Source organism: Methylocystis sp. L43, from assembly GCF_015709525.1.
Lineage (GTDB): Bacteria > Pseudomonadota > Alphaproteobacteria > Rhizobiales > Beijerinckiaceae > Methylocystis.
In genome coordinates, this window is the sequence record NZ_JADNRA010000012.1 from 30,779 (window position 1) to 52,550 (window position 21,772).

At 60.7% G+C, this 21,772-nt stretch carries 16 protein-coding genes and 1 pseudogene; 7 read left to right on the forward strand and 10 right to left on the reverse strand.

Features of this window, described 5'->3' with window-relative positions; genetic code table 11:
* Positions 1 to 46: 46 nt before the first annotated feature.
* Positions 47 to 1,513 (forward strand): glycoside hydrolase family 15 protein, encoded by a 1,467-nt coding sequence (locus IYX23_RS01175; protein WP_154453886.1) that lies wholly within the window; start codon positions 47 to 49, stop codon positions 1,511 to 1,513.
* Between the two features lie 14 nt (positions 1,514 to 1,527).
* Here the strand turns inward: IYX23_RS01175 and IYX23_RS01180 are convergent, their stop codons facing one another.
* From IYX23_RS01180 to IYX23_RS01195, 4 genes and pseudogenes are all read right to left on the reverse strand, one after another.
* A complete protein-coding gene (locus IYX23_RS01180; RefSeq protein ID WP_154453887.1) occupies positions 1,528 to 2,346 on the reverse strand; it encodes an ROK family protein in 819 nt (272 codons plus the stop codon).
* A gap of 255 nt (positions 2,347 to 2,601) precedes the next feature.
* Positions 2,602 to 2,754, reverse strand: coding sequence for a hypothetical protein (locus IYX23_RS01185; protein ID WP_154453888.1), 153 nt, complete (start codon positions 2,752 to 2,754; stop codon positions 2,602 to 2,604).
* A gap of 776 nt (positions 2,755 to 3,530) precedes the next feature.
* Complete coding sequence (gene petA / locus IYX23_RS01190) at positions 3,531 to 4,163, reverse strand: ubiquinol-cytochrome c reductase iron-sulfur subunit (RefSeq protein ID WP_154453889.1); 633 nt, start codon at positions 4,161 to 4,163, stop codon at positions 3,531 to 3,533.
* 540 nt (positions 4,164 to 4,703) lie between these two features.
* Positions 4,704 to 5,858: pseudogene (locus tag IYX23_RS01195) on the reverse strand (IS630 family transposase).
* 410 nt (positions 5,859 to 6,268) lie between these two features.
* Here IYX23_RS01195 and IYX23_RS01200 point away from each other — a divergent pair.
* On the forward strand, positions 6,269 to 9,229 hold the full coding sequence (locus IYX23_RS01200; protein WP_196391689.1) for a heavy metal translocating P-type ATPase: 2,961 nt from the start codon (positions 6,269 to 6,271) through the stop codon (positions 9,227 to 9,229).
* Between the two features lie 56 nt (positions 9,230 to 9,285).
* Here the strand turns inward: IYX23_RS01200 and IYX23_RS01205 are convergent, their stop codons facing one another.
* The 3 genes from IYX23_RS01205 to IYX23_RS01215 are packed head-to-tail and all read right to left on the reverse strand — an operon-like array spanning position 9,286 to position 11,662.
* Positions 9,286 to 10,671, reverse strand: coding sequence for an ATP-binding protein (locus IYX23_RS01205; RefSeq protein WP_154453890.1), 1,386 nt, complete (start codon positions 10,669 to 10,671; stop codon positions 9,286 to 9,288).
* Entirely contained in the window at positions 10,668 to 11,330 is a 663-nt protein-coding gene (locus tag IYX23_RS01210) for a response regulator transcription factor (RefSeq protein WP_154453891.1), read from the reverse strand. The genes IYX23_RS01205 and IYX23_RS01210 overlap by 4 nt, the downstream gene beginning before the upstream one ends.
* Positions 11,330 to 11,662 (reverse strand): PepSY domain-containing protein, encoded by a 333-nt coding sequence (locus IYX23_RS01215; RefSeq protein ID WP_154453892.1) that lies wholly within the window; start codon positions 11,660 to 11,662, stop codon positions 11,330 to 11,332. Before IYX23_RS01215 ends, IYX23_RS01210 begins: the two co-directional genes overlap by 1 nt.
* Before the next feature lie 193 nt (positions 11,663 to 11,855).
* On the opposite strand from IYX23_RS01215, the gene IYX23_RS01220 reads away from it, so the two are divergent.
* The 5 genes from IYX23_RS01220 (at position 11,856) to IYX23_RS01240 (ending at position 19,575) form a co-directional block, all read left to right on the forward strand.
* A complete protein-coding gene (locus tag IYX23_RS01220; protein ID WP_154453893.1) occupies positions 11,856 to 13,157 on the forward strand; it encodes an efflux RND transporter periplasmic adaptor subunit in 1,302 nt (433 codons plus the stop codon).
* A gap of 12 nt (positions 13,158 to 13,169) precedes the next feature.
* Positions 13,170 to 16,400 (forward strand): CusA/CzcA family heavy metal efflux RND transporter, encoded by a 3,231-nt coding sequence (locus IYX23_RS01225; RefSeq protein WP_154453894.1) that lies wholly within the window; start codon positions 13,170 to 13,172, stop codon positions 16,398 to 16,400.
* Positions 16,397 to 17,803, forward strand: coding sequence for a TolC family outer membrane protein (locus tag IYX23_RS01230; protein ID WP_246695830.1), 1,407 nt, complete (start codon positions 16,397 to 16,399; stop codon positions 17,801 to 17,803). The genes IYX23_RS01225 and IYX23_RS01230 overlap by 4 nt, the downstream gene beginning before the upstream one ends.
* A gap of 360 nt (positions 17,804 to 18,163) precedes the next feature.
* Positions 18,164 to 18,634: a nickel-responsive transcriptional regulator NikR gene (gene nikR / locus IYX23_RS01235; RefSeq protein WP_154453895.1), complete on the forward strand. Its 471-nt coding sequence runs from the start codon at positions 18,164 to 18,166 to the stop codon at positions 18,632 to 18,634.
* A gap of 572 nt (positions 18,635 to 19,206) precedes the next feature.
* Positions 19,207 to 19,575, forward strand: coding sequence for a CsbD family protein (locus tag IYX23_RS01240; protein ID WP_154453896.1), 369 nt, complete (start codon positions 19,207 to 19,209; stop codon positions 19,573 to 19,575).
* 302 nt (positions 19,576 to 19,877) lie between these two features.
* Here the strand turns inward: IYX23_RS01240 and IYX23_RS01245 are convergent, their stop codons facing one another.
* The 3 genes from IYX23_RS01245 to IYX23_RS01255 all read right to left on the reverse strand — a co-directional run bounded on the left by IYX23_RS01245 (position 19,878) and on the right by IYX23_RS01255 (position 21,620).
* Positions 19,878 to 20,072, reverse strand: a complete 195-nt coding sequence (locus IYX23_RS01245; RefSeq protein WP_154453897.1) for a hypothetical protein — start codon at positions 20,070 to 20,072, stop codon at positions 19,878 to 19,880.
* Between the two features lie 90 nt (positions 20,073 to 20,162).
* Positions 20,163 to 20,732, reverse strand: a complete 570-nt coding sequence (locus tag IYX23_RS01250) for a hypothetical protein (RefSeq protein ID WP_154453898.1) — start codon at positions 20,730 to 20,732, stop codon at positions 20,163 to 20,165.
* 576 nt (positions 20,733 to 21,308) lie between these two features.
* Positions 21,309 to 21,620: a thermonuclease family protein gene (locus IYX23_RS01255; protein WP_246695831.1), complete on the reverse strand. Its 312-nt coding sequence runs from the start codon at positions 21,618 to 21,620 to the stop codon at positions 21,309 to 21,311.
* Positions 21,621 to 21,772: the final 152 nt, after the last annotated feature.

A 21,772-nucleotide genomic window follows, 5' to 3' on the forward strand; every position in this document is an offset into this window, starting at 1 on the left:
CAATCAAGGGTCGCAGTAGAGCGATCTCTTCTCGGAGTGGCGTGGCATGAGTTCGAGCGCCGATAGTCTCCTTGACTGGATGACGCATCAATGCGCCTTCTCAGCGAAGGCGATGCTTCGCGCGATTTCCGCAACGCAACTCGTCAAGATTCGCGCGCATCTTGGCCAACAAATCCGTCCTGCGCACGGCTCGGTCCTCGCGTCTCCCCAAATCGCGGCCTACGATCCCGATCCAGATTATTTTTTTCACTGGCTGCGAGATTCGGCGATCGTCATCGACGCGTTACGCGTTCTCTATGAGGACAGAACGCTCGGCCCGGACGCACTCGATCATATTTCCGACTTCATGCAATTCAGCCTCGACCTTTGTCGGCTGGATGGCCGCGTCGTAGCGGAGAGAGGCGATTTTCGCCGAAATGTGAGCGCCGATTTCCTGCGTCATGTTCGTTCCGAAAAGGAACTTCGTCAGGTGACCGGCGACCGCGTGCTTGGCGAAGCACGTTACAATCCTGACGGAACGCTCGACATATTAGGGTGGGCGCGTCCCCAGAATGACGGCCCGGCGCTGCGCGCGTTGACGGCGCTGCGGGTGTGGCGTCTGGAAGCGTTTCGTCAACGAGCGGATTTAGGCATCGCCGAACAACTTCTCGAAGCGGACCTCGACTATACCTTCAATCATTGGCGCGACGCCTGTTTCGATCTCTGGGAGGAAATTCGCGGCCATCATTATTATACGCGTCTGCTTCAGCTTGCGGCGCTCGTTGAGGGCGCGGAATGGCTTGAACAGAAGGGAGACGCCGCTAGGTCGCGCGCCTTCAGAGCCGCCGCAGATGACATTTCGCGATGCCTTGACGCGCATTTGGATAAGGATGCGAGCTATTATCGCGCTTTTCTTCCCGATTTCGTCCAGCCCTCGACAATTCCTGACGCGCGCCGTCTCGACATCGCCGTCGTACTCGGCGTGATTCATGCCGCGCGTTCCGGCGACCGGCATGGCGTGCTCGACCCCAAGGTGCTCTCGACGCTTCTTCGACTCGAGAGCCTCTTCACGTCGGAATACAAGATCAATCAGGATCGCGCCGCCGATTGGGGGCCGGCAATGGGCCGCTATTGCGGCGACGTCTATTTCAGTGGCGGCGCCTATTACTTTTCGACGCTCGGCGTCGCGCAGTTCTACTACCTGCTCGCCGAAAGCCTGGTGCGGCTCGCGGCGATCGAGATTTCTCTGGAGCAGCGCGAGATGTTCACCGGCATGTTTGACGCGATGCCGGGGCAAGCGTTCAACACGCCGGGAGGTCGGCGAAAACTCGCGGAAGCGGCGTTGAAGCGCGGCGACATGTTTATGGCCACCGTCAGAATATATACGCCGCCGACCGGCGAGTTGGCGGAACAATTTAGTCGCGACGACGGCGTGCAGACATCAGCGAAAAACCTCGCCTGGAGCTACGCGGCATTCATCACGGCTCATGCCGGTCGAAATGCCGCGTCGCGCGCCATCGGCAATTGCTGTTAGCGTAATGACGCTCTTCATCTCTTGTTTCGTAGCCGCGCGAGGCCGCCCCACAGGCCCCCGAGATCGCCGAGCGACGCGTGAACAATATCGGGACTCGTTGGATTTTTCCGCCGCAATAGAAGCAGCGCGCTTCGAGTTCGGTCAATCGAAACGCCAACCTCCTTCATCATTGAGCCGCCGATAACGAAGCGGTCAGGCGACCAATAGGCCACCGTATTGTGCAGTCCGATGGCGACGATCCGCGCGAGCTCGTCCCAAACGGGATGATCCTTCGCCAAACTCTCCGGCGGCGCGCCGAAGCGCTCGCCGATCGCATGTCCGGACACGAGGTCTTCGAGAGTAGGCGCATCGAGAACGGTTCCGAGAATCTGCTCGCCGATCACGAAATTGAATATTGCGCGGTCAATGACGCCATCGACGATGCGCGCGCCATTGACTCCGGTCGACACCGTCACATAAGCGAGGATCGTAGCGCCTCTGCCGGCGCCGAATGTCGCCTCACCGAGCCCAACCATGGCGGTGTCGTTTTCGAGTATTACGGGCGCGCCAAGGACGTGTTGCAGATCGTCTACCAGCGACGCGCCGTCCCAGCCGGCAAGATTCGGCGCATGCATGAGCGTGCGTCTGTCGCGTGAAATGACCCCCGGCGCCCCGACCGCGAGCGCTTCCACGCGCTCGCCGCCGCTGAGTTCCTGTGCAAGGGCGATGAGTCGGTCGCGTCCGGATCGATAATCGTTGGGCGTAGCGACGATGACGGTTTGGTCCAAGGTTTCAAGGTCGCGGGATCGCGCAACCCGCGTCTTGGTGCCGCCAATATCCACCACGATGAACATGTCACCGTCCAAGTCCAGAACCGCTACCGCCTAACCTCCACGCAGGCCTTCGAGGTCGCGTAAGGCGTTGCAGCGCCCACGGCGGATGAATATAGCGTGGCGTTTTTTCGGAGAGTTGATCCGTTGAAAATGCCGCTGGCGCGCCCCGCCGTATGGAAAATAGATTATCGCGACTTCAATTTGATTGGCAAGAACGTGCGCCAATAAGCATAAAGCAGCGACGAGCTTTTTGACCTATTCTGACGCGCCCTATTTTCATGGCGGATACTGTGCGCGACGGGACGCCGCTGTTTCGCGCGCTTTAAGCGCGGCGCGGAAGGCGTCGCTGTCATAGCCCTTGTCGGCGATCAGCGTTTTGGCCTTGGGCAGGGCGCGGAACATAAGGCCGGCGCCCTTGTGGTCGCTCATCTGGCCTTCGGTTCAGCCCGCCTATCGCGCGCCCAATACAGCGGGAAAGAACCCCTTTTTTAGAAGGCTTACCGCCGTGCGACGCGCTTCAGATGCGTCGAGTCGATCATGATGCGTTTATCGTTGGGACAGATCGACCTGGCTCGAAGTTCTTTATCGTGCTTTCGCCACGGTCTGAGAGCTTGGCAAGCTTGACGTGCGGCCAATTGAGAAGGCTGCGAGCAGCGCGGCTTTATGGAGCGACGGAGCAGTATGGCTTCGGCGTGCAATAGGCCGAATGATCGCTCCCACCGACTCCACCATCCGCGCTCTTCGTCCGCATCCAGCGGATCCGACTAGCGCGCTGGGGATGCGGGGCGCGTGTTCGACGATCTCGCCGAATGGAGTCCTGCCGAGGATTTGCGGCGCAAGCAGTGACCCCTGAAGGAGGCGGCGGGAAGCATCGGCCAAGCTTCGCTTCACGAGCCTGCCACGCTTGCTCTTTAGGGCGCCATCCATATTCTTGTCCGGGCTTGTCGTCGGCGCTTAACCTCTAGCGACAGGCACACTCTGTCCTTGCCCGCAGCCTCACGGCCGCGGGTTTTTTCACCACTAGAGTAGTTGAGGTTTATCGGAGGCATGGCCTTTAGCGCGGGCTTTCACGCGGCGCCGCAATAACGAATCGTGGAGATCAGCTGTTTCGGTAAGGAAATAATGCGGAATTTCGCGCTTCGCCGCGATCGCCTTGCGCTCTGCAAAAGATCGAGGCCTCTTTTCACCTGCGCTGGAGCATCGGCTCATATTTGGACGACGGACGTGATCTCGAATTTCTCGCCTGAAGGATTCTCACCAATCCTCAGGATTCTGTCGCTGATCATCCGATACGGTGGCGTGGGGAGATTATATGGCGCCGGCACGCCCTTGTAGACGCGGCCGGCCAAATCGAATTTCGAGCCGTGGCAAGGGCAGAAAAACCCTCCGGGCCAGTCCGCGGTCGGCTCGGCATCGCTCGGGGTCGGATAATAGAGCGGAATGCCGCCGAGATGCGTGCAGACGCCGACGAGAACGGCGTAGGCGGGGTCGATCGAGCGATGCCAGTTCCGAGCGTAGCGCGGCTGTTGCAAGACTTCCGAGTCGGGATCGGCAAGCTCGGAGAGCAACGCGGGGTCCTTCAATTTCTCCAGCGCCGCATCTGGCCTGCTGAAGATCACCACCGGCAGCCCGCGCCAGCGCACGACCACTTTCCCGCCCGGCTCGAGCCCGCCAAGATCGACGTCGATCGGCGCGCCCGCGGCAACGCTGGAGGCGTCAGGGTTCAACGCATCGATCAAAGGCCAGATCGCGGCCGCCGTCGCCACGACGGCGCATGCGCCGGTCGCGACGTAAAGAACGTCCCGGCGGAGAGGGTCGGCTAAATCGAGAGTCGTCATCCGGCGCTCCGGTCAAAAAGTACGCTCGCGTCAGGGAAGAATGTTGCGCGTGGCCCAATGTTCAAGTGCAGGGTCCCGCAAATTCAGATTGTCTTCGAAATAGGGGCGACCCGCTCGGGAAAACGGCGAGGTGGCAGCTTTCCGCGTCCGCCCTATCTTGTCATCTCAGCCTCGTTCTGGCAGTCTCGTCCAATGCCTCGGTGGTTCGCGCTCACACGGACTCTTGCGATGCTGATGAAATCTCGTTCGGGGGGCACTTCGATCAGTATGCTTTAAAGCAATATCAGCAAAATACTCCCGTGTGGTGGTCGTCATGGTCATACGAGCAGGCCTCAAGATCTGTCGGCAGGACACAAAATCATGCTCATCCCAGTGATCGTCATGATGCTGGGCGAGCGCGACCGTCGGAAAGGCCAAAGTTGCCGCAAAGGCGGCAACCATTGAAAGTTTCCGAAACATAAATCTGCTCCTTCCCGTATTCTGCCAGCCGTTTCTCGTCGGCGCGGGCCATGATCGCCGGCAAGATGGCCGCCGGGCGGGCTAGTGGGCCGATTCAACGATTTTGAACGGGAAGATTGGGTAGAGGGATTTGAGTTTGACGCGGGCGTCGTCGGCTGTGAACTGCCAGTCGGCCTTGGCTTGATGCTTGTTGCGGGCGGCGACCCAGGCCGCGACCTCGTCGCGCAGGGTGGCCAAATCGCCGATACGCCGGTCGAGACATTGCGAGGAGAGAACGCTGAGCTCGCTCTCTGCCATGTCGAGCCAGCTTCCGTGCTTCGGCGTGTAATGCCATTCGAAGCGCTCGGTCAGGCGGCGCGCTTCCTGCGGCGCAAATGCCTGGTAAAGCGACGCAGGCTTGTGCGTGTTCAGATTGTCCTGGACGAGTACGATCTTTTCGGCGCGTGGAAACATCTCGTCCGCCACATGCTTGAGCGCATGGGCGTAATCAATCGCCGTGTGACGCTCGGTTACGATGGCATCCCGCCGTCCCTCGAGCGGCGCGAAGATCATGAAGATGCTGGCGGTTCCGTTGCGCTCATATTCATAATCGACACGCCGCGGCTGGCCTTTCCGCATTGCAATGGGCGCGCGTGTCTCCTTCAACAGCTGCTTCGAGGTTTCGTCGAGACAGACCACCGGCCGCGCGGGATCATGCGGACGCTGATAAACGTCGAGCACGTCCTCCATCGCCGCGACGAAGCTGGCGTCGGCCTGCGGGGGAATCACCCACTGCTGCTTGCGATGGGGTTTGAGAATGTTTTTTTAAGACACGACCGATCGTGCTGTCGCTCGCCGTCTCGACGATTTCGAGCTCGACGACTTTCTTTTCCAGCAGCCGCAACGTCCAGCGCGCATAGCCTTTCGGCGGCGTCGAGCAGGACAAGGCTATCAGCCTGGCTTCCTTCTCGCGTCAAAAATCCGCGGCACGGAGGGACGCGTGTGCGGCTTGCGCGTCAAGACCGCGGCGAAGCCTTCCTCTACGAGCTGCTTGCGCACCCGATAGACCATCGACGCGCTCGTCTCCAATTGTTCGATGATCTCGCCGTCGCTCAAGCCTTCGCCCGCCTCGGAAACGTCCGCCTTCAGCAAAATATGAGCCTTTACCAGCGTCTTCGCCCCATGCTTGCCCTTGCGCAGCATGGCTTCCAGATGCGCCCGCTCCTCGCCGCTCAAGCGCACCGCATACCGCTTCACGCCGATCGCTTCCCGCGCCATCTTCGCCTCCCGAGGTCGAATCAATGGCGGAGCGAATCAGGAATCTTCAGCCGGGGGAAGCGTCCTATTCAAATTCGCTGAAGCGACCCACTAGGCTTCGGGACTAAACTGGGCGGCCCGCCCACAGGGCTTTCACATCGAACCCAAGCCTTCGCCGCATCGCAGTCAAGACAACGCATTTCACGGTTTTTCGTTCCGCCTTGGGCGAAGAACCTCAGAAACAGCCAGCCGGGAACGGATCGTGGCGGCGCCTGGCTGACCGCAGGGGCACCGACTTTTCACGTCGGAAAGCGAATCTTTGCAAGAAAATTGACCAGGAAAACTGCGACAGTAGTTGTAGCCATTCGGCAAGAAGCGCCGATCCAAGAACAGTTTCGCGGGGGAGGATTATGAATCAAGAGAATGCCTCTAACCACCGAGCGACGCTGACGGCGCTGACAGGCAAGCGGCCGTCCGCTAGAGGCGGCGGGCGCTACAGCTTCGAAGTCCAAGGCCTGGATTGCGCCGAGGAAGTGGCGGTCTTGCGCGGCGAGGTCGGCCCGCTCGTCGGCGGCGAGGACAATCTCGCCTTCGACGTCTTGAGCGGCCGCATGACGGTGCTCGACAGCGCCCCGTCCGTCTCGGCAGACGAAATTATCGACGCCGTCCGCCGTACCGGCATGACTGCCGTCGAGTGGCGTCGCGAGGAGAAGGAGTCGTCCGAAGCCAGCGATCGGCGGCGTCGACAGCAAGTTTTGTTCACGAGCCTCAGTGGTCTGTCAGTGGCAGCGGGATTCGCCATTCATGTCTGGCTCGCCGGCGGTCTCGGCGAAGGCCTGCGGCTTCTCGCAGGTCACGAAGGAGAGGCGACTCCGCCGCCAGAGGCGGTCGCCTACGCTCTCGCGGTCGCCTTCGGCATCCGCTTCGTCATCGTCAAGGCTTGGTCCGCGGTGCGCGGGCTGCGGGCCGACATGAACCTCCTGATGGTGGTCGCCGTCGCTGGCGCCATCGCGATCGGCCAGTGGTTCGAGGCCGCAACCGTAACTTTCCTCTTCGCACTCTCGCTGACGCTGGAAAGTTGGAGCGTGGCGCGAGCGCGCCGCGCAATCGCCGCCCTTCTCGATCTCGCGCCGCCGACCGTCAGGCTTATCCGCGCAGACGGATCGGAGGCGGACGTTGCGGCGGCGGAAGTCAAACCCGGCGAGCGCTACATCGTTCGCGCCGGCGAGCGCATCGCGCTGGACGGAGTCGTTATGGCAGGCAGCAGCTCCGTCAACCAGGCGCCGATCACCGGCGAGAGCGTCCCGGTCGAAAAGGCGCCCGGCGCCGAGGTCTTCGCGGGCACAGTCAACGGCGATGGCGCGCTGACTGTGGAGGCCGTCAAGACGGCCGAGAACACGATGCTCGCCCGCATCATTCGCCTCGTGGAAGAAGCGCATGCGGGGCGCGCACCTTCGGAGCAATGGGTGGAGCGTTTCGCGCGCGTCTATACGCCTGCCGTAATGGGTCTCGCCATCCTCGTTTTCCTGGGACCGCCGCTGGCGCTCGGCGGAGCATGGCATGACTGGTTCTATCGCGCGCTCGTGCTCCTGGTGATCGCCTGTCCCTGCGCGCTGGTCATTTCGACACCTGTCTCGATCGTCGCGGCGCTGGCGTCCGCCGCCCGTGAAGGCGTGCTGGTCAAGGGCGGCGCTTATATCGAACTTCCGGGCCGTCTCAAAGCAATCGCCATGGACAAGACGGGCACCGTCACGCGCGGCGAACCAGAGGTTGTGCGCGTCCTGCCATTCGGCGCTCACACGGAGGCCGAACTCCTGGCGCGCGCCGCGGCGCTCGAAGCGAGGTCCACACACCCCCTCGCGCGCGCCATTCTGCGCCATGCCGAAGCGCAGGGAATCGCCCCGGCGCCAGCTACGGATGTGCAAGTTCTCAAAGGAAAGGGGCTTACCGGAACCTTCAACGGCGAACAATTCTGGCTCGGCTCTCATCGCTACGTCGTCGAGCGCGGCCAGAACACCGCTCAGTCCGCGGAACAGGCACAAGCATTGGAGGCGGATGGCAAGACGGTCATCGTCGTCGGCAACCCTCGGCATGTCTGCGGCCTCATCGCCGTCGCCGACACGATACGGCCCGAAGCGCGCGATATTGTGCAACAGCTGCGCGCCGTCGGGATTGCGCACATGGTCATGCTGACGGGCGACAATCGGATCACCGCCGAAGCTATCGCGCGCGCGGTTGGCATGGACGAGGTGTACGCCGAACTGTCGCCCGAGGACAAGGTCGCGAAAGTCGAAGAGCTCGTCGCTCGTTACGGCGCGGTCGCCATGGTGGGCGATGGCGTGAACGACGCGCCGGCCTTGGCTCGCGCAAACCTGGGAATCGCCATGGGCGCAATCGGCTCTGACGCCGCGATCGAAACGGCCGATGTCGCGCTGATGACCGACGACATTTCGAAATTGCCTTGGCTGGTGCGCCACTCCAAACGAACGCTCGCGATCATCCGGCAGAACATCGTGTTCGCGCTCGGGGTCAAGGCGATCTTCATGGCGCTCACCTTTGCCGGCTTCGCCACCTTATGGGGCGCGATCGCCGCCGACGCCGGTGCCTCACTCGTGGTGGTCACAAACGCGCTGCGCCTCCTGCGGCCGCGCGATGTGAAGACAAAAGCAAAAACGGTCGCCGAGCGGCCCTATCCGATCGTTCAAAGTCGAAAAAGCGCTGCCTGGACCGTGTCAGTGGCTTTGGCGGCGATCTCGATCGGCGCGATCCTCGTCAGTTACGCGCCGGATTTCCTTACACCGGAGCCAAGGCCATCAGCTAAAATCGAACCAGCGCCGCCGCAACAAGTTGCGCCGGCGCCGTCTGTCGTTCCCGCCCCACAGAAGGAGACGACGGAACGTCGGGCGGCGACTCTTGACGACTACGTCATAAAAAATCTACCGAATGGTCTGGAGCTGAAGATTCCGAAGTCCGGCGTCGAAGCCAGACTGCTTGAATTCATCGAGCATAAAGCGAAGCCCACAAAGATCGTCTGGTTCGATCTCGATCGCCTGAAGTTCGAGAAGGGCAAGACAAAACCGCTGCCCTCTTCGAAAGAGCAGCTGCGGAACGTCGCCAAAATACTCGTCGCCTATCCGAAGGTAAAAGCGATCATCGGCGGCCACACCGATAATCTCGGCAATGTGGGCGTGAAACGCAGACTGTCACATGCGCGCGCCATGTTCGTCCGGCGCGAACTGAGCCAAGTGGGCGTCGGCGCTTCGCGACTTCAGGCGAAGGGCTATGGCGGAAGCCAGCCTGTCGCAACCAACGCTACCGAAGAAGGGCGGGCGAAAAACAACCGCATTTCTTTGGGCGTTGTCCGAAAATGACGGCTCAGGAAAGGACTGCTCGCGAGAAAATCGCGACGGTGGCGCTGACTGTCGCCTCAATGCTTCGGGGCGTTCCGGGATTCTCCTGTGTTTCCGGATAGAGTGACCGTCACTTGAAAGCCATGCGGAGCGCGAGTTCCAAAACTCATGCGGCCTCCATAGGCTTCGACGATATCAGCGGCGATCGAGAGACCGAGCCCCGAACCTTCGGTTGTCTCATCGAGCCTGACCCCGCGCTGGCCGAGTTTGGCGATCTTGTCCGCCGAAACTCCGGGACCATCGTCTTCGATGACAATACGCAAGCCCGTTTCGCCTTGTGCAGCGATGCGCACTTCTGTTTCCGCCCATTTGATGGCGTTCTCCAGGAGAACGCCAAACAGCTCGGTCGCATCCTCTGAGGAAATGTTAGCGATTGTCTCAGTTGAGACCTCGTTGCGCCAAGAGACTCTCGATCCCTTGGGGCTGCGCGAGAGCGTCCTGATCAAACCCTCGATGACATCCCGGATTACAATTCCTTCCGTGGTTATGCGTGGGGCAGATTGCAGGCGGGCCTTGGAAAGCTCATGGTTGATGAGGCGACGCATCCCGAACGCCAAGTCTTGCAGTTCGTCGGCGATCTCTGTCTCGCCTTTTTGCCGCAACCGTTCTGCGTCTGTCGCTAAAACTGTGAGCGGCGTCTTGAGACCATGCGCCAGATTGGCGGCGCGCGCCTTTGCGCTTTCGATGGCCTTTGCTTTTGCGTCGAGCAGCGAGTTGACCTCGGCGACGAGCGGCATGATCTCTTCCGGTTCGTCGACCGCGACGGTCTTTTGTTCGCCGGCGCGCACGGCGTTGACGCTCCGACGGAGGCCTTCGAGTGGCCTGAGCCCGATCGCAATCTGCCCCCAGGACGCAAACAGTAGAGCCACAGCCAGTATTGCAAGGGACAGAGCGACGTCGCCGGCGAACTCGCTTCGAGCTTCGACGATCTCCTTGCGATCGAGCCCTGCCGTGATCCGCAACCGCCGCGTTCCATCGCCGACGGTGTAGATTATCCGACGCTCGCTCGTGAATAGAGTCTCGCCGCTCGGTCCGGTCACGTCGTGATGGTGCACGACGCCGGGCTCCAAGGGATGATCGGCGAGATCGATGACATGGTCCCACAACGATCGCGACCGCAGCTTCACGCGGGTAGTGTCATCGACGATCTGCCAATAAAGGCCGCTCAAGGGTTGATCGAAGCGTGGATCCGCCAGCGGTCGATTGAGTTGAAGCGATCCGTCGGGATTGACGGAGACGTTCGCGGCAAGCTGTCGGATGTAGGTGTCGAGTTCGATCCCGATCCGGCGGACAACCTGGCGCTCGAAGAGCAGGACGAGCGCTGCTCCCGCAACCACGAGGGCGATGGTCAAAGATATGGCCGCTGCGATAGAGAGCCGCAAACGAAGGGATTTGGCGTTCATCCGTCTCTGCCGATGACGTAACCGAAACCGCGGCGCGTTTCGATACAGTCGAGGCCGATTTTCTTGCGCACGCGCCCAATCAGCACTTCGACCGCGTTGCTGTCCTTTTCGTAATCGTGGGAAAAGAGCTGGTCGAGCAATTCAGAATGGGGCACCACGCGGCCCGCGTGGTGCATCAGGTAACCGAGCAGCCGATATTCCTGCGGCGTCAAATTAATGGCGACGCCGTCCCGCGTCACCCTCATTTGGCGAGTATCGAGGCTCAAGGGTCCGATGGTGATAATCGGCGTGGACAGGCCTGTCGATCGGCGCACAATCGCTCGAAGACGCGCCAGCAGTTCCTCCATTTTGAAAGGCTTCGGCAAATAGTCATCGGCGCCGGAGTTGATGCCTTCGACCCGCTCGAGCCAGGTGTCTCGCGAGGTGAGGATGAGGATGGGCATCGCGCGACCGTTGGCTCGCCATTTCTTCAAGATCGAGAGCCCGTCCATACGGGGTAAGCCGAGATCGAGAATGACAGCCGCGTAATCCTCGGTGTCGCCCTTGAACCAAGCTTCCTCGCCGTCACACTCGTGGTCGACGATGTAGCCTGCGTCGGTGAGCGCAGCCTTTACATTGCGGGCGATCCGATCATCGTCTTCGACAAGCAGAACGCGCATTATTTGCCTTTGATCTCGAAAATCCTGGCCGTTCGTGCGTCGACATGCATTTCGACCATCGAGCTACCTGGCGCGATGACCTTGATTTGATAAACCCAGTTCCCGCGCTCTTGCTCCAGCGCAATGCCGACCACTTCGCCGCGAACCGCCTTACGGACCTCGGAGAGCACAGATTCGAGCGGGAGGACCTCCCCGTGCTCGAACGCCCTGAGCGCGGTGTCGTGGTCATTGCGGCTCTTCCCGACGTTGTCCCCGAACGCCGCGCTGGCGTTCAGGCCCAGCCAAAGCGCGAGCGTGACGCCGACACAGGGTTGTAAGAGCAGTTTCCGCATAAGCGCAATATCCGTGAGCAATGCTGTCAAATCGCTAACAAACTCCGCTAGGAAATTGACAGCCGCCGGCCGTTAGGATCGGTCATCTCGATCGAGCTTCGATGTCATCAGGCGCGCACCTTCCGATGAGAAGTCCAACCACTGCAAAGCCATTTTATCACCTTTCCGGCGTGGACCAGGTTCAGGCCAGCGCATGAGAAACGAAAACAACGGCGATCGCGCTACGCCACAGCCCGAACCGCGAGCCGACAGGGCGGCCGGAAACGAAGCGTCGCGCCTCTCCCGTAGGCTTCTCCCTGTCGTCATTGTCGTGATCGCCGCGAGCGCCTTGGCGGCGTGGCGGTTCCCGCAGATTTCAGCGCCTCTGCGATCCCTGTTCTCGCGCTTCACAAGCGAGCGGCAAGCGGCTGAGGAGCAGGTTGAGCAAAAGACCGCCGAGGGTCTCGTCAAACTGACCCCCGGGCAGATCGAAGCGGCCAAGATCGAGATGGCCGCGGTGGGTCCCGGAACGCTCAGGAAACGCATCGTCGTTCCCGCCGCCGTCACACCCGATCCTGACCGCGTCGGGCGGGTCGCCGCCAAAGTCGCCGGGACAATCGCCGAGTTGCGCAAAAAGCTGGGCGGCCAAGTCGCTCTGAACGAGGTGATCGCCATCATCGACAGTCGAGAGGTCGCCGAGGCCAAGAGCGACTATCTCGCCGCCTCCGTCCAGTATGATTTACAGAACCAGCTTTTCCTGCGCGAGAAGGGTCTGTTCGAAAAGAAGATCACTGCCGAACAACTGTTCCTCAAGGCCAAGACGGCATTCGCCGAAGCCAAGCTGCGCCTCGATCTCGCACGCCAGAAGCTCGCCGCCCTCGATCTCTCCGAACAGGAGATCGCCGCACTGTCGAGTCAGCCGATCTCCAGCCTGCGCCGCAAGGAGATCAGAGCGCCGCTCGCCGGCCGAGTTATCGAGCGCATGGTCAGCCTCGGCCAGCCAGTGGGCGGCGAGGGACAGGCCAAGGAGCTTTATGTCCTCGCCGATCTATCGGTCGTACAGGCGGATCTTTCCGCGCCAATCGCCGATCTCGCCAATGTGCGCGAGGGACAAGCTGTTCAGATAACGACACCGGATGGGCGTGCCTTCGCGGGGAAGGTGGCTGTCGTCAGCGCCACTATCACCCCGGAAACACGCTCGGGCCTTGTGATCGCCCGATTCGACAATCCGGATTTCGCGTTGCGGCCGGGCGTGCTGCTCAACGCCGAAATAGCATTGGAGCAGACGCGGGTAAAAGCGATGATTCCGCGTGTGGCGATGCAGATGATCGACAACGAGCCAACTGTCTTCGTGCGCACGGCGGAGGGATTCGTCAAACGCCAGATCAAGATCGGCGCGTCCGACGATGAGTCGATGGAGGTCACGACAGGTTTAACGCCGGGCGAGACGATCGCCGTCTCCAATACTTTCGTTCTGAAAGCCGAGTCGGGCAAGAGCGGAATTGAAGAGGAATAAGGGCGCCATCCCATGATGAAGCGGATCATCGCCTTTTCCGTCCATCAGCGCTGGCTGGTCGTTCTGCTGGTTGCGCTCGTGGGAGCGTTTGGCGCATGGTCGCTGACGCTTCTGCCGATCGACGCCGTACCCGACATCACCAACGTCCAGGTGCAGATCAACGCCCGCGCGCCGGCGCTCTCCCCTCTCGAGATGGAGAAGCAAGTCACCTATCCGATCGAGAACGCGCTTGCGGGCATTCCTGGCCTTGATTACACCCGCTCGCTGTCGCGCAACGGCTTCGCGCAAGTGACGGCGGTTTTTGCCGATCATGTCGACATCTATTTCGCGCGCCAGCAGGTCAATGAGCGGCTGACGCAGGCGCGCGAAGATTTTCCGCCGCACGTTGAGGCGCGGATGGGGCCGATCTCAACCGGCCTTTCCGAAATCTACATGTGGACGGTGCGCTACAAGGAGAATCCTGGCGCGCCGCAGGACGGCAAGCCGGGCTGGCAGCGCGACGGCTCGTACCTCACGCCAGAGGGCGCGCTGCTCAAAACGGACTTGGAGAAGACGTCCTATCTGCGCACGGTCCAGGATTGGATCATCAGGCCGCAATTGCGCACAGTGCCGGGTGTCGCGGGCATCGATTCGCTTGGCGGCTATGTGAAGCAGTACCATGTGCAGCCCGATCCCGCGAAGCTCATGGCGCTGGGCCTTTCCTTCGGCGATCTCGCCACCGTCATCGAGCGCAATAATGTGAGCCGCGGCGCCGGCTATGTAGAGCGCAACGGCGACGGAATTGTCGTCAGGAGCGGCGGGCGTCTCACGACGATCGATGACATCCAAAATGTCATCGCGACGACACGAAACGCCGTGCCGGTACGTGTGGGCGAACTCGCCAACGTCGCCGTGGGGCGCGAATTGCGCATGGGCAGCGCCAGCATGAACGGCAATGAGGTCGTCATCGGCACAGCGCTGATGCTTATCGGCGGCAACAGTCGCAGCGTGTCGATCGCGGTCGACAATAAGATGAAGGAAATCGCCAAATCGCTGCCGCCGGGGATCGAAGCGCGCACGGTGCTCAACCGCACGCTGCTCGTCGACGCCACGATCAAGACCGTCGCCAAAAACCTCGCGGAAGGCGCAGCGCTTGTTATCCTCGTGCTCTTCGTGATGTTGAGTAACTTCCGCGCGGCGCTGGTCACCGCGACGGTCATCCCGTTGACAATGCTCTGTCTGGCGATCGGCATGTATGTCGGAAAAATCAGCGCCAATCTAATGAGCCTTGGCGCGCTCGACTTCGGCCTCATCGCCGACGGCGCGATCATTGTGGCGGAAAACAGCTTGCGCCGCCTTGCAGAGCGCCAACATTCGCTAGGGCGGCAACTGATGGTCGACGAAAGGCTTGATACGGTGATCGATTCCGCCGTCGAGATGCGGCGGCCGACAGTCTACGGCCAAGCGATCATCATCCTCGTCTATTTACCGATTCTCAGTTTCTCCGGTGTCGAGGGCAAGATGTTTCATCCGATGGCGATGACCGTTATCATCGCGCTCGTCTCGGAATTTCTGCTCTCCCTCACCTTTTTTCCGGCGATGATCGCGCTCTTCGTCTCCGGCCATGTGGAGGAATCGGAGAACGCCATCATTCTGGCGCTGAAGCGCGTCTACCGGCCGCTGCTGACCTGGGCGATGGCGGCGCCCTTGAAAGTGATGGCGATCGGGCTCGGCGCCTTGGGCTTCGCGATCGTTCTTTACATGAATCTCGGACAGGAGTTCATCCCGACTCTCGACGAGAAGAACATCGCCATGCAGGCGAACCGCATTCCAAGCACTTCTCTCACGCAGTCGCAGGCGATGCAGCTGCAGATCGAAAACGCCCTTCGCGCGTTACCGGAAGTGGCCTATGTGTTTTCCAAAACCGGCACGGCGGAGGTGGCGACCGATCCGATGCCGCCCAATTCCACCGACACCTTCATTATGCTCAAACCGCACGAGGAATGGCCTGATTCGAGCTTGCCGAAGGATGAGCTCGTCAATCGGATTCAGCAACTGGTCGATCAGCTGCCGGGCAACCTCTACGAATTTTCGCAGCCCATCCAGCTGCGCTTTAACGAATTGCTGGCGGGCGTGCGCGGCGACATCGCCGTGAAGGTCTTCGGCGAAGATTTCGACGCCATGCTGAAGGCCGCCAATCACATCGCCGCGATATTGCGCGCGACGCCAGGCGCGGAGGACGTGAAGGTCGAGCAAGTCGTTGGCCTGCCGCTCCTCGACATAAAGGTCGACAAGGCGGCGATCGCCCGTTACGGCCTCAACCTTGTCTCGGTTCAGGATGTTATAGGGGCGGCGATCGGCGGCCAACAGGCGGGCGTCATTTTCGAGGGTGACCGGCGCTTTCCGATCATCGTACGGTTGCGTGACAACGTGCGCGAGGATGAACAGGCGCTGGAGACCATTCCGGTATCGTTGCCGCCGGACGGCAACGGCAATGTCGCGACCGTCCAGTTGAAGCAGGTTGCGAGTTTCTCGATCGTCGATGGGCAGAACCAAGTTTCACGAGAAAATGGCAAACGTCGTGTCGTGGTTAGCGCCAATGTGCGCGGCCGCGACATCGCCTCCGTAGTCGTGGACGCCCGAGCGAAGATCGACGCCAAGGTCGCGCTTCCGCCGGGCTATTGGATCGTCTGGGGCGGCCAGTTCGAAAATCTTGTAGCCGCGCGGGCACGCCTGATGATCGTCGTGCCTGTTTGTTTCTTCCTGATTTTCCTGCTGCTCTATTCCGCCCTCGGCGCCGCGCGCGATGCGCTGCTCGTTTCCACCGCCGTCCCTCTTGCGCTTTCCGGTGGCGTAGCCGCGCTGTGGTTGCGCGGCATGCCGATGTCTATTTCCGCAGCGGTCGGCTTCATCGCCTTGTCGGGCGTCGCCGTGCTCAACGGCCTCGTCATGCGCACCTATATACATCAGCTCATCATGAGCGGCGTGCCCGAGCGTCAAGCGATCTTCGAAGGCGCGGTGACGCGTCTGCGTCCCGTCATCATGACGGCGCTCGTCGCGTCGCTCGGCTTCCTGCCCATGGCGCTCGCGACCAGTACCGGCGCGGAAGTGCAACGGCCGATCGCGACAGTGGTCATCGGCGGCCTCATCAGCGCCACGCTGCTGACGCTCATCGTGCTGCCGGCGCTCTATTCCTACTTCGGCGAAAACGGAAATCGCGCGCGTTCCGTTTCGGGCGCGCCGAAGCAGGATGTCGGCGCGTGAATCGCGCGCGCGCGCTCGCCATCGCGGCATGCGCGGTGGGCGCCGTCGCCGCGCAGACGGCGCGCGCTGAAACGCTGATGGGCGCAATGCGGCGGGCCTATGACGCCAATCCGCAGCTCAACGCCAGCAGAGCCGAGCTTCGCGCGATCGACGAAGGAGTGCCGCAAGCGCAGGCCGGCATGAGGCCGCGCGTGACGGGCGACGGCTATCTCGGCGTGCAGCGCAATCGCCTCGTCACAAAGCAGCGCGACGTCAATATCAATGACCCGACCGATACCGCCATCACGAAAAACATCCAGAACGGCGGCAGCGTTCCCCGCTCCGCCCATCTAACGTTCGAGCAGCCGATATTCGACGGGTTCAAAGCGCAGAACGAAACGCGCGCGGCGGAATCCGGGGTCTTCGCCGGACGCGAGCGGCTGCGCCTGACCGAGCAGCGCATATTATTCGACGCCGTCACCGCCTATATGAATGTCTTGCGCGACACGGCGGCGCTCAAACTTCAGGAAAGCAATGTCGCGGTCCTGAAGGAGCAATTGCGCCAGACGCGGGAGCGCTATCAGTACGGACAGATCACCTTGACGGATGTCGCGCAGGTCGAGGCGCGGCTCGCGGGCGGCAAGTCTCTCGCCGGCGCCGCGCGCGCCACGCTCGACGCCAGCATCGGCGTCTATCGCAAGACGGTCGGCGTCGAGCCGACGAAGCTCGCGCCGGGCGCGCCGATCGACCGATTGCTGCCGAAGTCGCGCGAAGAAGCGGAACGCATCGCGCAAAACGAACATCCGTTCATCCTCGCCGCCCTTCACGACGCCGACGTCGCCGATCTCGACATCAAGGCGCTCGAAGCCGACTTCATGCCCAAACTGTCGATCGTCGGCGACATTTTTACGCAAACTGATATTTCCGGCATCGGCAACCGCAACGTCGGCGCAAAAGTCCTCGGACATCTCAACGTGCCGATCTACGAGGGCGGGCTGACGTCCTCCCGGGTGCGGCAGGCGAAGGAGACCGCCGGGCAGCGACGGTTCGACGCCGACGTCGCGCGCGCCGAAATTCTCTCGCTGGTGCGCGCCTATTGGGGCGCGCTGCAAGCGGCGAAAACTCAGATTTCAGCCGCGCAAACGCAAATCGCCGCAGCCGAGCGCGCGCTTTACGGCATAAGAGAAGAAGCCAAGGCCGGTCAGCGGACGACGCTCGAAATTCTTATCGCGCAGCAAGAGCTGCTCTACGCCCGCATCGCGCTCGTCTTCGCTCAGCGCGACCGCGTCGTCGCCTCATACGCGGTGCTCGCGGCGATCGGACGTCTGTCCACGGCGTCGCTTGATCTCGACGGTTTTGGATATGATCCCGCCGTACACTTTGAACAGGTCAAGGACCTCTGGGGCGGGACCGCGACGCCATAACCAAATCTCTCCAACGGATCCCGCCGCTTCTGACCACGCTTACGCTTCATCCGCGGTTTGGCTTCGCGCGTGGCCTTATTGAACTTCGAGCGCCACGGCGCGCGATCGTTCCCGCGTAGGCAAGCTTCGATATCGGCGTCGAAGTTGGACAGATCGGCATCGTGCTTGTTGTGCTGCCCTTGCTCATAGTCGTCGACAAGACCTTCACCAAGGGAGACGTAGTCCGCGTCTTGTCAATGCGTGTTCGGCGATGATCGCCGGTTTAGGCGCCTACTGGTTACTTGTGCGCATCAGCGTTATTAAGTAACGCTCTGCGCTGTTAGTCGCTCCGACTGAAGCGCGGCCAGCCGGAGCATTGAATTGCAGCGCGTAACCGTGACGATCGACGACGAACTGATGAGCGCGCTCGACCAATATATGGAGGCGGGCGGGCATCAGAACCGTTCGGAAGCCGTGCGCGATCTCGTGCGCGCGGGCCTCATGAAAAAGCTGGAGGTCGACGACAGCGCGCGTTCCTGCGTCGCTGCGCTGGTCTATGTCTATGACCACGAGACGCGGCAATTGTCGAAACGGCTGATGACCGATCATCACAGCCATGCCGACATGTCGATCGCGACGCTGCATATTCATATGGACGAGGCGACCTGTCTCGAAGTGTCATTGCTGCGCGGCCTGAAGTCGGAAGTCGAGCATTTCGCCAGCCATGTCATTGGCGAGCGCGGCGTGCGCTATGGGCAGCTCGTCTTCGTTCCGGCCGACGCCGCGCAAGGCGAAAAGCTGCTCCCGCACGGCCATCATCACGAGAGCGGCCACGCGCATCGCTCGAATTAACCGCCGCTTAACCCTCTGTTGCAAAATGGCAACGCTTACGACAAATCGTTTACCGGCAATTGACTCACCGGCGTCGCGTAAGACAATTTTGAAAAAAGCGGGTGCGGTGATCTTTTTCCCGCTTCAAAGTCTGAGAGCGTCACATGCCAAGAGCATGTGTATCTATCAGGCGACGGGCATCCGGGGCGATAATCCTTATGCCTGCAAAATCACCTTCAAAGACAAGGACAACTTCATTCGAGGGCAGATTGAGGTGGGACGAGTGGAGGCAGACGATCGATTCACGGTGCTGGGAAGCTCTACGATGGATTAATCCGGCTGGCGCGGCCGGGCGGGATGGGCTCTGACCGCCCGCGTGATGTTGGGCCAGCCAGCCTTTAGGCTGGTTCGCAACTTATGCCACCGAGACGCCCCGACCGTGGATGTAACGGCGGGGCGTTTTTGCGTTCGCGCTCGCGCTTCATCTCACTGAGATAGGCGTAAATTGACGTGTATGTCACAACGCCGAGCCGCTTGCGATGAGCGGTCGTCGTCCCCAAAAAACTTGTAGCATCCCTACGAGGATAAGTCTGATGTCAAATGCAGAGACAACGAAAGATCTCGTTGGCCAATCGATCGGAGAGATCAAGCGGGGAATCGACACGCTGGCCGATTCGACGAAAGCGCCGCTTGAGGCCGAAAGCCTTGAAGTTCAGCAGAATATCCAGCACGCAATTGACCAAGTGAAGGACGCTGTGTCGGTTGCCCTCGATTGTCTTACTCAGTGCAGCTCAGTGGACCAACTGCGAGGCTACGCAAATGAGGCAATGGGCAAGACGAAGCTGGCCATAGCTCTCTCTACGCGCTCTCCGGAGCTTGCTGTGGCCGGAATCGTGCAGCAAGCCATAGGCGATTTGCAGAAGTTTATAGGCGAAGCAAAAAACGCCGATGAAAAAGAATAGCAAATCGGTCGGGCGACGAGACCGGCTGAGTTCAGTCTCGCCGCCCTAGCCGCGCCAGGGTGCGGGCCCGGCGCAGATTTCGACGCGATGATAGCGCGCGTTAGGAGGTGAGCAAGGCGAGGCTTAAGCGCGAATCCTGACTGCGAATTTCATGGACGGTCAGCTTGCATCCCCGGCATCGGCGCCTATCTGAGGCCCATGCGCTGGCGCCACATGGGCCGGCAAATCCTTTGTTCCTCATAGCCCGGCCGGCGACGACCGGGCTTTTTCACGCATCGCAGCCGCACAACGGGAAAATTCGCTCAGCCATCAACCTTGATCACCAATTTCTTGGTCCGTGTGTCTATCACCACGACGTCTGCCGCTCGTTTCGTCGCTTTGACCTGCTTGGCGACCGCAACAGCGTCGCGGACATCATAGAACCGGTCGTGCAAGACGTCGTCGACGCGGACTTCAAAAGGGCATTCGACGAGCTTTGTCGGCGTTAATGTGTTCATGAGCGTCGATAGAAATACCCCTCACCCGCCGGAGAATTTGAGTTTCATAGGTGTAACAGGGTCAGCAGCGATCAGTCTGGATCGTCAGGCCTATGCCGCCAGCCTATGAACATGCACGTCGTGGCCTCCATTGTTCTGCATGGCAGACATGGCGGCGCGTTCATGTTCTTCGGTCCGGGTTCGCGCCCACAGCAACAGCCCGCCGCGCGCTAATTGCGCCTGCACCCAATTGCGTTGACGACGTCGAATGAATGCGCCGACGCCCACGCCAACCAGGCTGGCGGCCATACCAGCGCCAATGCCCGCAACGATCGCCTCTGCGAAACTGCCGTAGATGGTCCAAACGGCGATCGCGCCAGCAATGGCGCCAACATAGAAGAGCAGGCCGATTAGCGCAGCTTTGCCTTCATTAAGCGACTCGGCTTCGATGTAGGAAATGCGAGGAGCTTCATCGCTGTCCTCGATTTCGACCGAGCGTTTCGATCCAATCTTTTCGCGCGTCTTCGCGTCTTCGGTGAGCAGGCTGATTTCGGATCTGTCGAATCCGTGAGTCATCAAATAGTCAATGGCGGACTGCAGCTTATCAAGCGAGTCGAACAGGCCTACGACTTCGGTAAATTCGCGGTGCTGTTCGAGCGCAGCCGTTTCATTCGATTCCATGGAGTTCCTCCCGAAGCTCAGTACTCTTGAATCGAAGCCGGCCTCTGTGTGCGCCCTTGCCCCAGCTAAGCGGGCATTCGCCGTGTGGCCGTTGTATCAAATATCAGCATGCCCCCGCTTGAAGCTTTCGACAAGGCCAAGCGCCACCACAAGACAGGCACGCATCAACGCATAACGATATCTTTATGTAACTAGTATCAACGGGTTCTGCGCAATATCGCGTGGTTTGGCGCTCGACTTTACCGAAAGCGTCCTACACGATAACCCCATTGTGGAGCCCCTGGACGCGATCCAGAGGGCCGCTGCGGCAGCGCGATGCTGAAGCGGCCTGGGCTTACTTCCTGCGGCTCTCGCACAAGAGCTTTCCCGACAAGGTAAGCCTTAACTAAGCGTCGAGTGTCGGTCTGCGACGACGCGCCTAATTGAAATTCTATCCCTGCGGCCCACAATTGCGCGCATGATCCGCGCCCCGATTGCGAACGCCGTGATCGCATCCATTGTCGTCGCCGAGATATTGGGCGGCATGATGCTGTTGCTTGGGCACTGACCGGACGGCTACTGCGCATTTCGCACAGGCTATCGAGCCAAATGGCGTTGCTCTTTGCGCCATTCCCAAGGTGCTTGAGTATGTCCTGCCCACATGCCGCGACGATTGTTCTTGGCCTCCTGCTCGGCGCCGATGTAGTCCGACGAATAGCGGCGGTTCGCGAAGGCGTTGCCGCTTCTGACCAACCAAAGCTCGATGTCCTCGCCGCGGACCTGGCAGGTAGCGACGATCCGGCCGTAGCGATCAACGTCCTTCTCTCGGCACGACACGGGCGACTGATGTGCCCGTTGGGCGCTCTTGTAAGCAATCGTGTATATTATCCACGGTTCCTGCCGCGTCATCCTTCTTAGTGTGCTGATTTGCGCCCGTAGGATTCCCAGGCTTCCGCTTCGTCACCTCAGTCCAGAGCGCGTCGGCGAGAGTGGGAGCTACCGGTTCAGATTTGGAACCGGTAGACTGATATGGCTGGTGCGGTCGAACTCAGATAAGACAA

Coding starts and splice junctions, on each gene's coding strand:
- IYX23_RS01215 (WP_154453892.1), bottom strand. CDS start 11,662: ATGCGGAAACTGCTCTTACAACCCTGTGTCGGCGTCACGCTCGCGCTT.
- IYX23_RS01185 (WP_154453888.1), bottom strand. CDS start 2,754: ATGAGCGACCACAAGGGCGCCGGCCTTATGTTCCGCGCCCTGCCCAAG.
- IYX23_RS01205 (WP_154453890.1), bottom strand. CDS start 10,671: ATGAACGCCAAATCCCTTCGTTTGCGGCTCTCTATCGCAGCGGCCATA.
- IYX23_RS01225 (WP_154453894.1), top strand. CDS start 13,170: ATGATGAAGCGGATCATCGCCTTTTCCGTCCATCAGCGCTGGCTGGTC.
- IYX23_RS01245 (WP_154453897.1), bottom strand. CDS start 20,072: ATGAACACATTAACGCCGACAAAGCTCGTCGAATGCCCTTTTGAAGTC.
- IYX23_RS01200 (WP_196391689.1), top strand. CDS start 6,269: ATGAATCAAGAGAATGCCTCTAACCACCGAGCGACGCTGACGGCGCTG.
- IYX23_RS01240 (WP_154453896.1), top strand. CDS start 19,207: ATGTCAAATGCAGAGACAACGAAAGATCTCGTTGGCCAATCGATCGGA.
- IYX23_RS01255 (WP_246695831.1), bottom strand. CDS start 21,620: ATGACGCGGCAGGAACCGTGGATAATATACACGATTGCTTACAAGAGC.
- IYX23_RS01180 (WP_154453887.1), bottom strand. CDS start 2,346: ATGTTCATCGTGGTGGATATTGGCGGCACCAAGACGCGGGTTGCGCGA.
- IYX23_RS01210 (WP_154453891.1), bottom strand. CDS start 11,330: ATGCGCGTTCTGCTTGTCGAAGACGATGATCGGATCGCCCGCAATGTA.
- IYX23_RS01175 (WP_154453886.1), top strand. CDS start 47: ATGAGTTCGAGCGCCGATAGTCTCCTTGACTGGATGACGCATCAATGC.
- petA (WP_154453889.1), bottom strand. CDS start 4,163: ATGACGACTCTCGATTTAGCCGACCCTCTCCGCCGGGACGTTCTTTAC.
- IYX23_RS01250 (WP_154453898.1), bottom strand. CDS start 20,732: ATGGAATCGAATGAAACGGCTGCGCTCGAACAGCACCGCGAATTTACC.
- IYX23_RS01220 (WP_154453893.1), top strand. CDS start 11,856: ATGAGAAACGAAAACAACGGCGATCGCGCTACGCCACAGCCCGAACCG.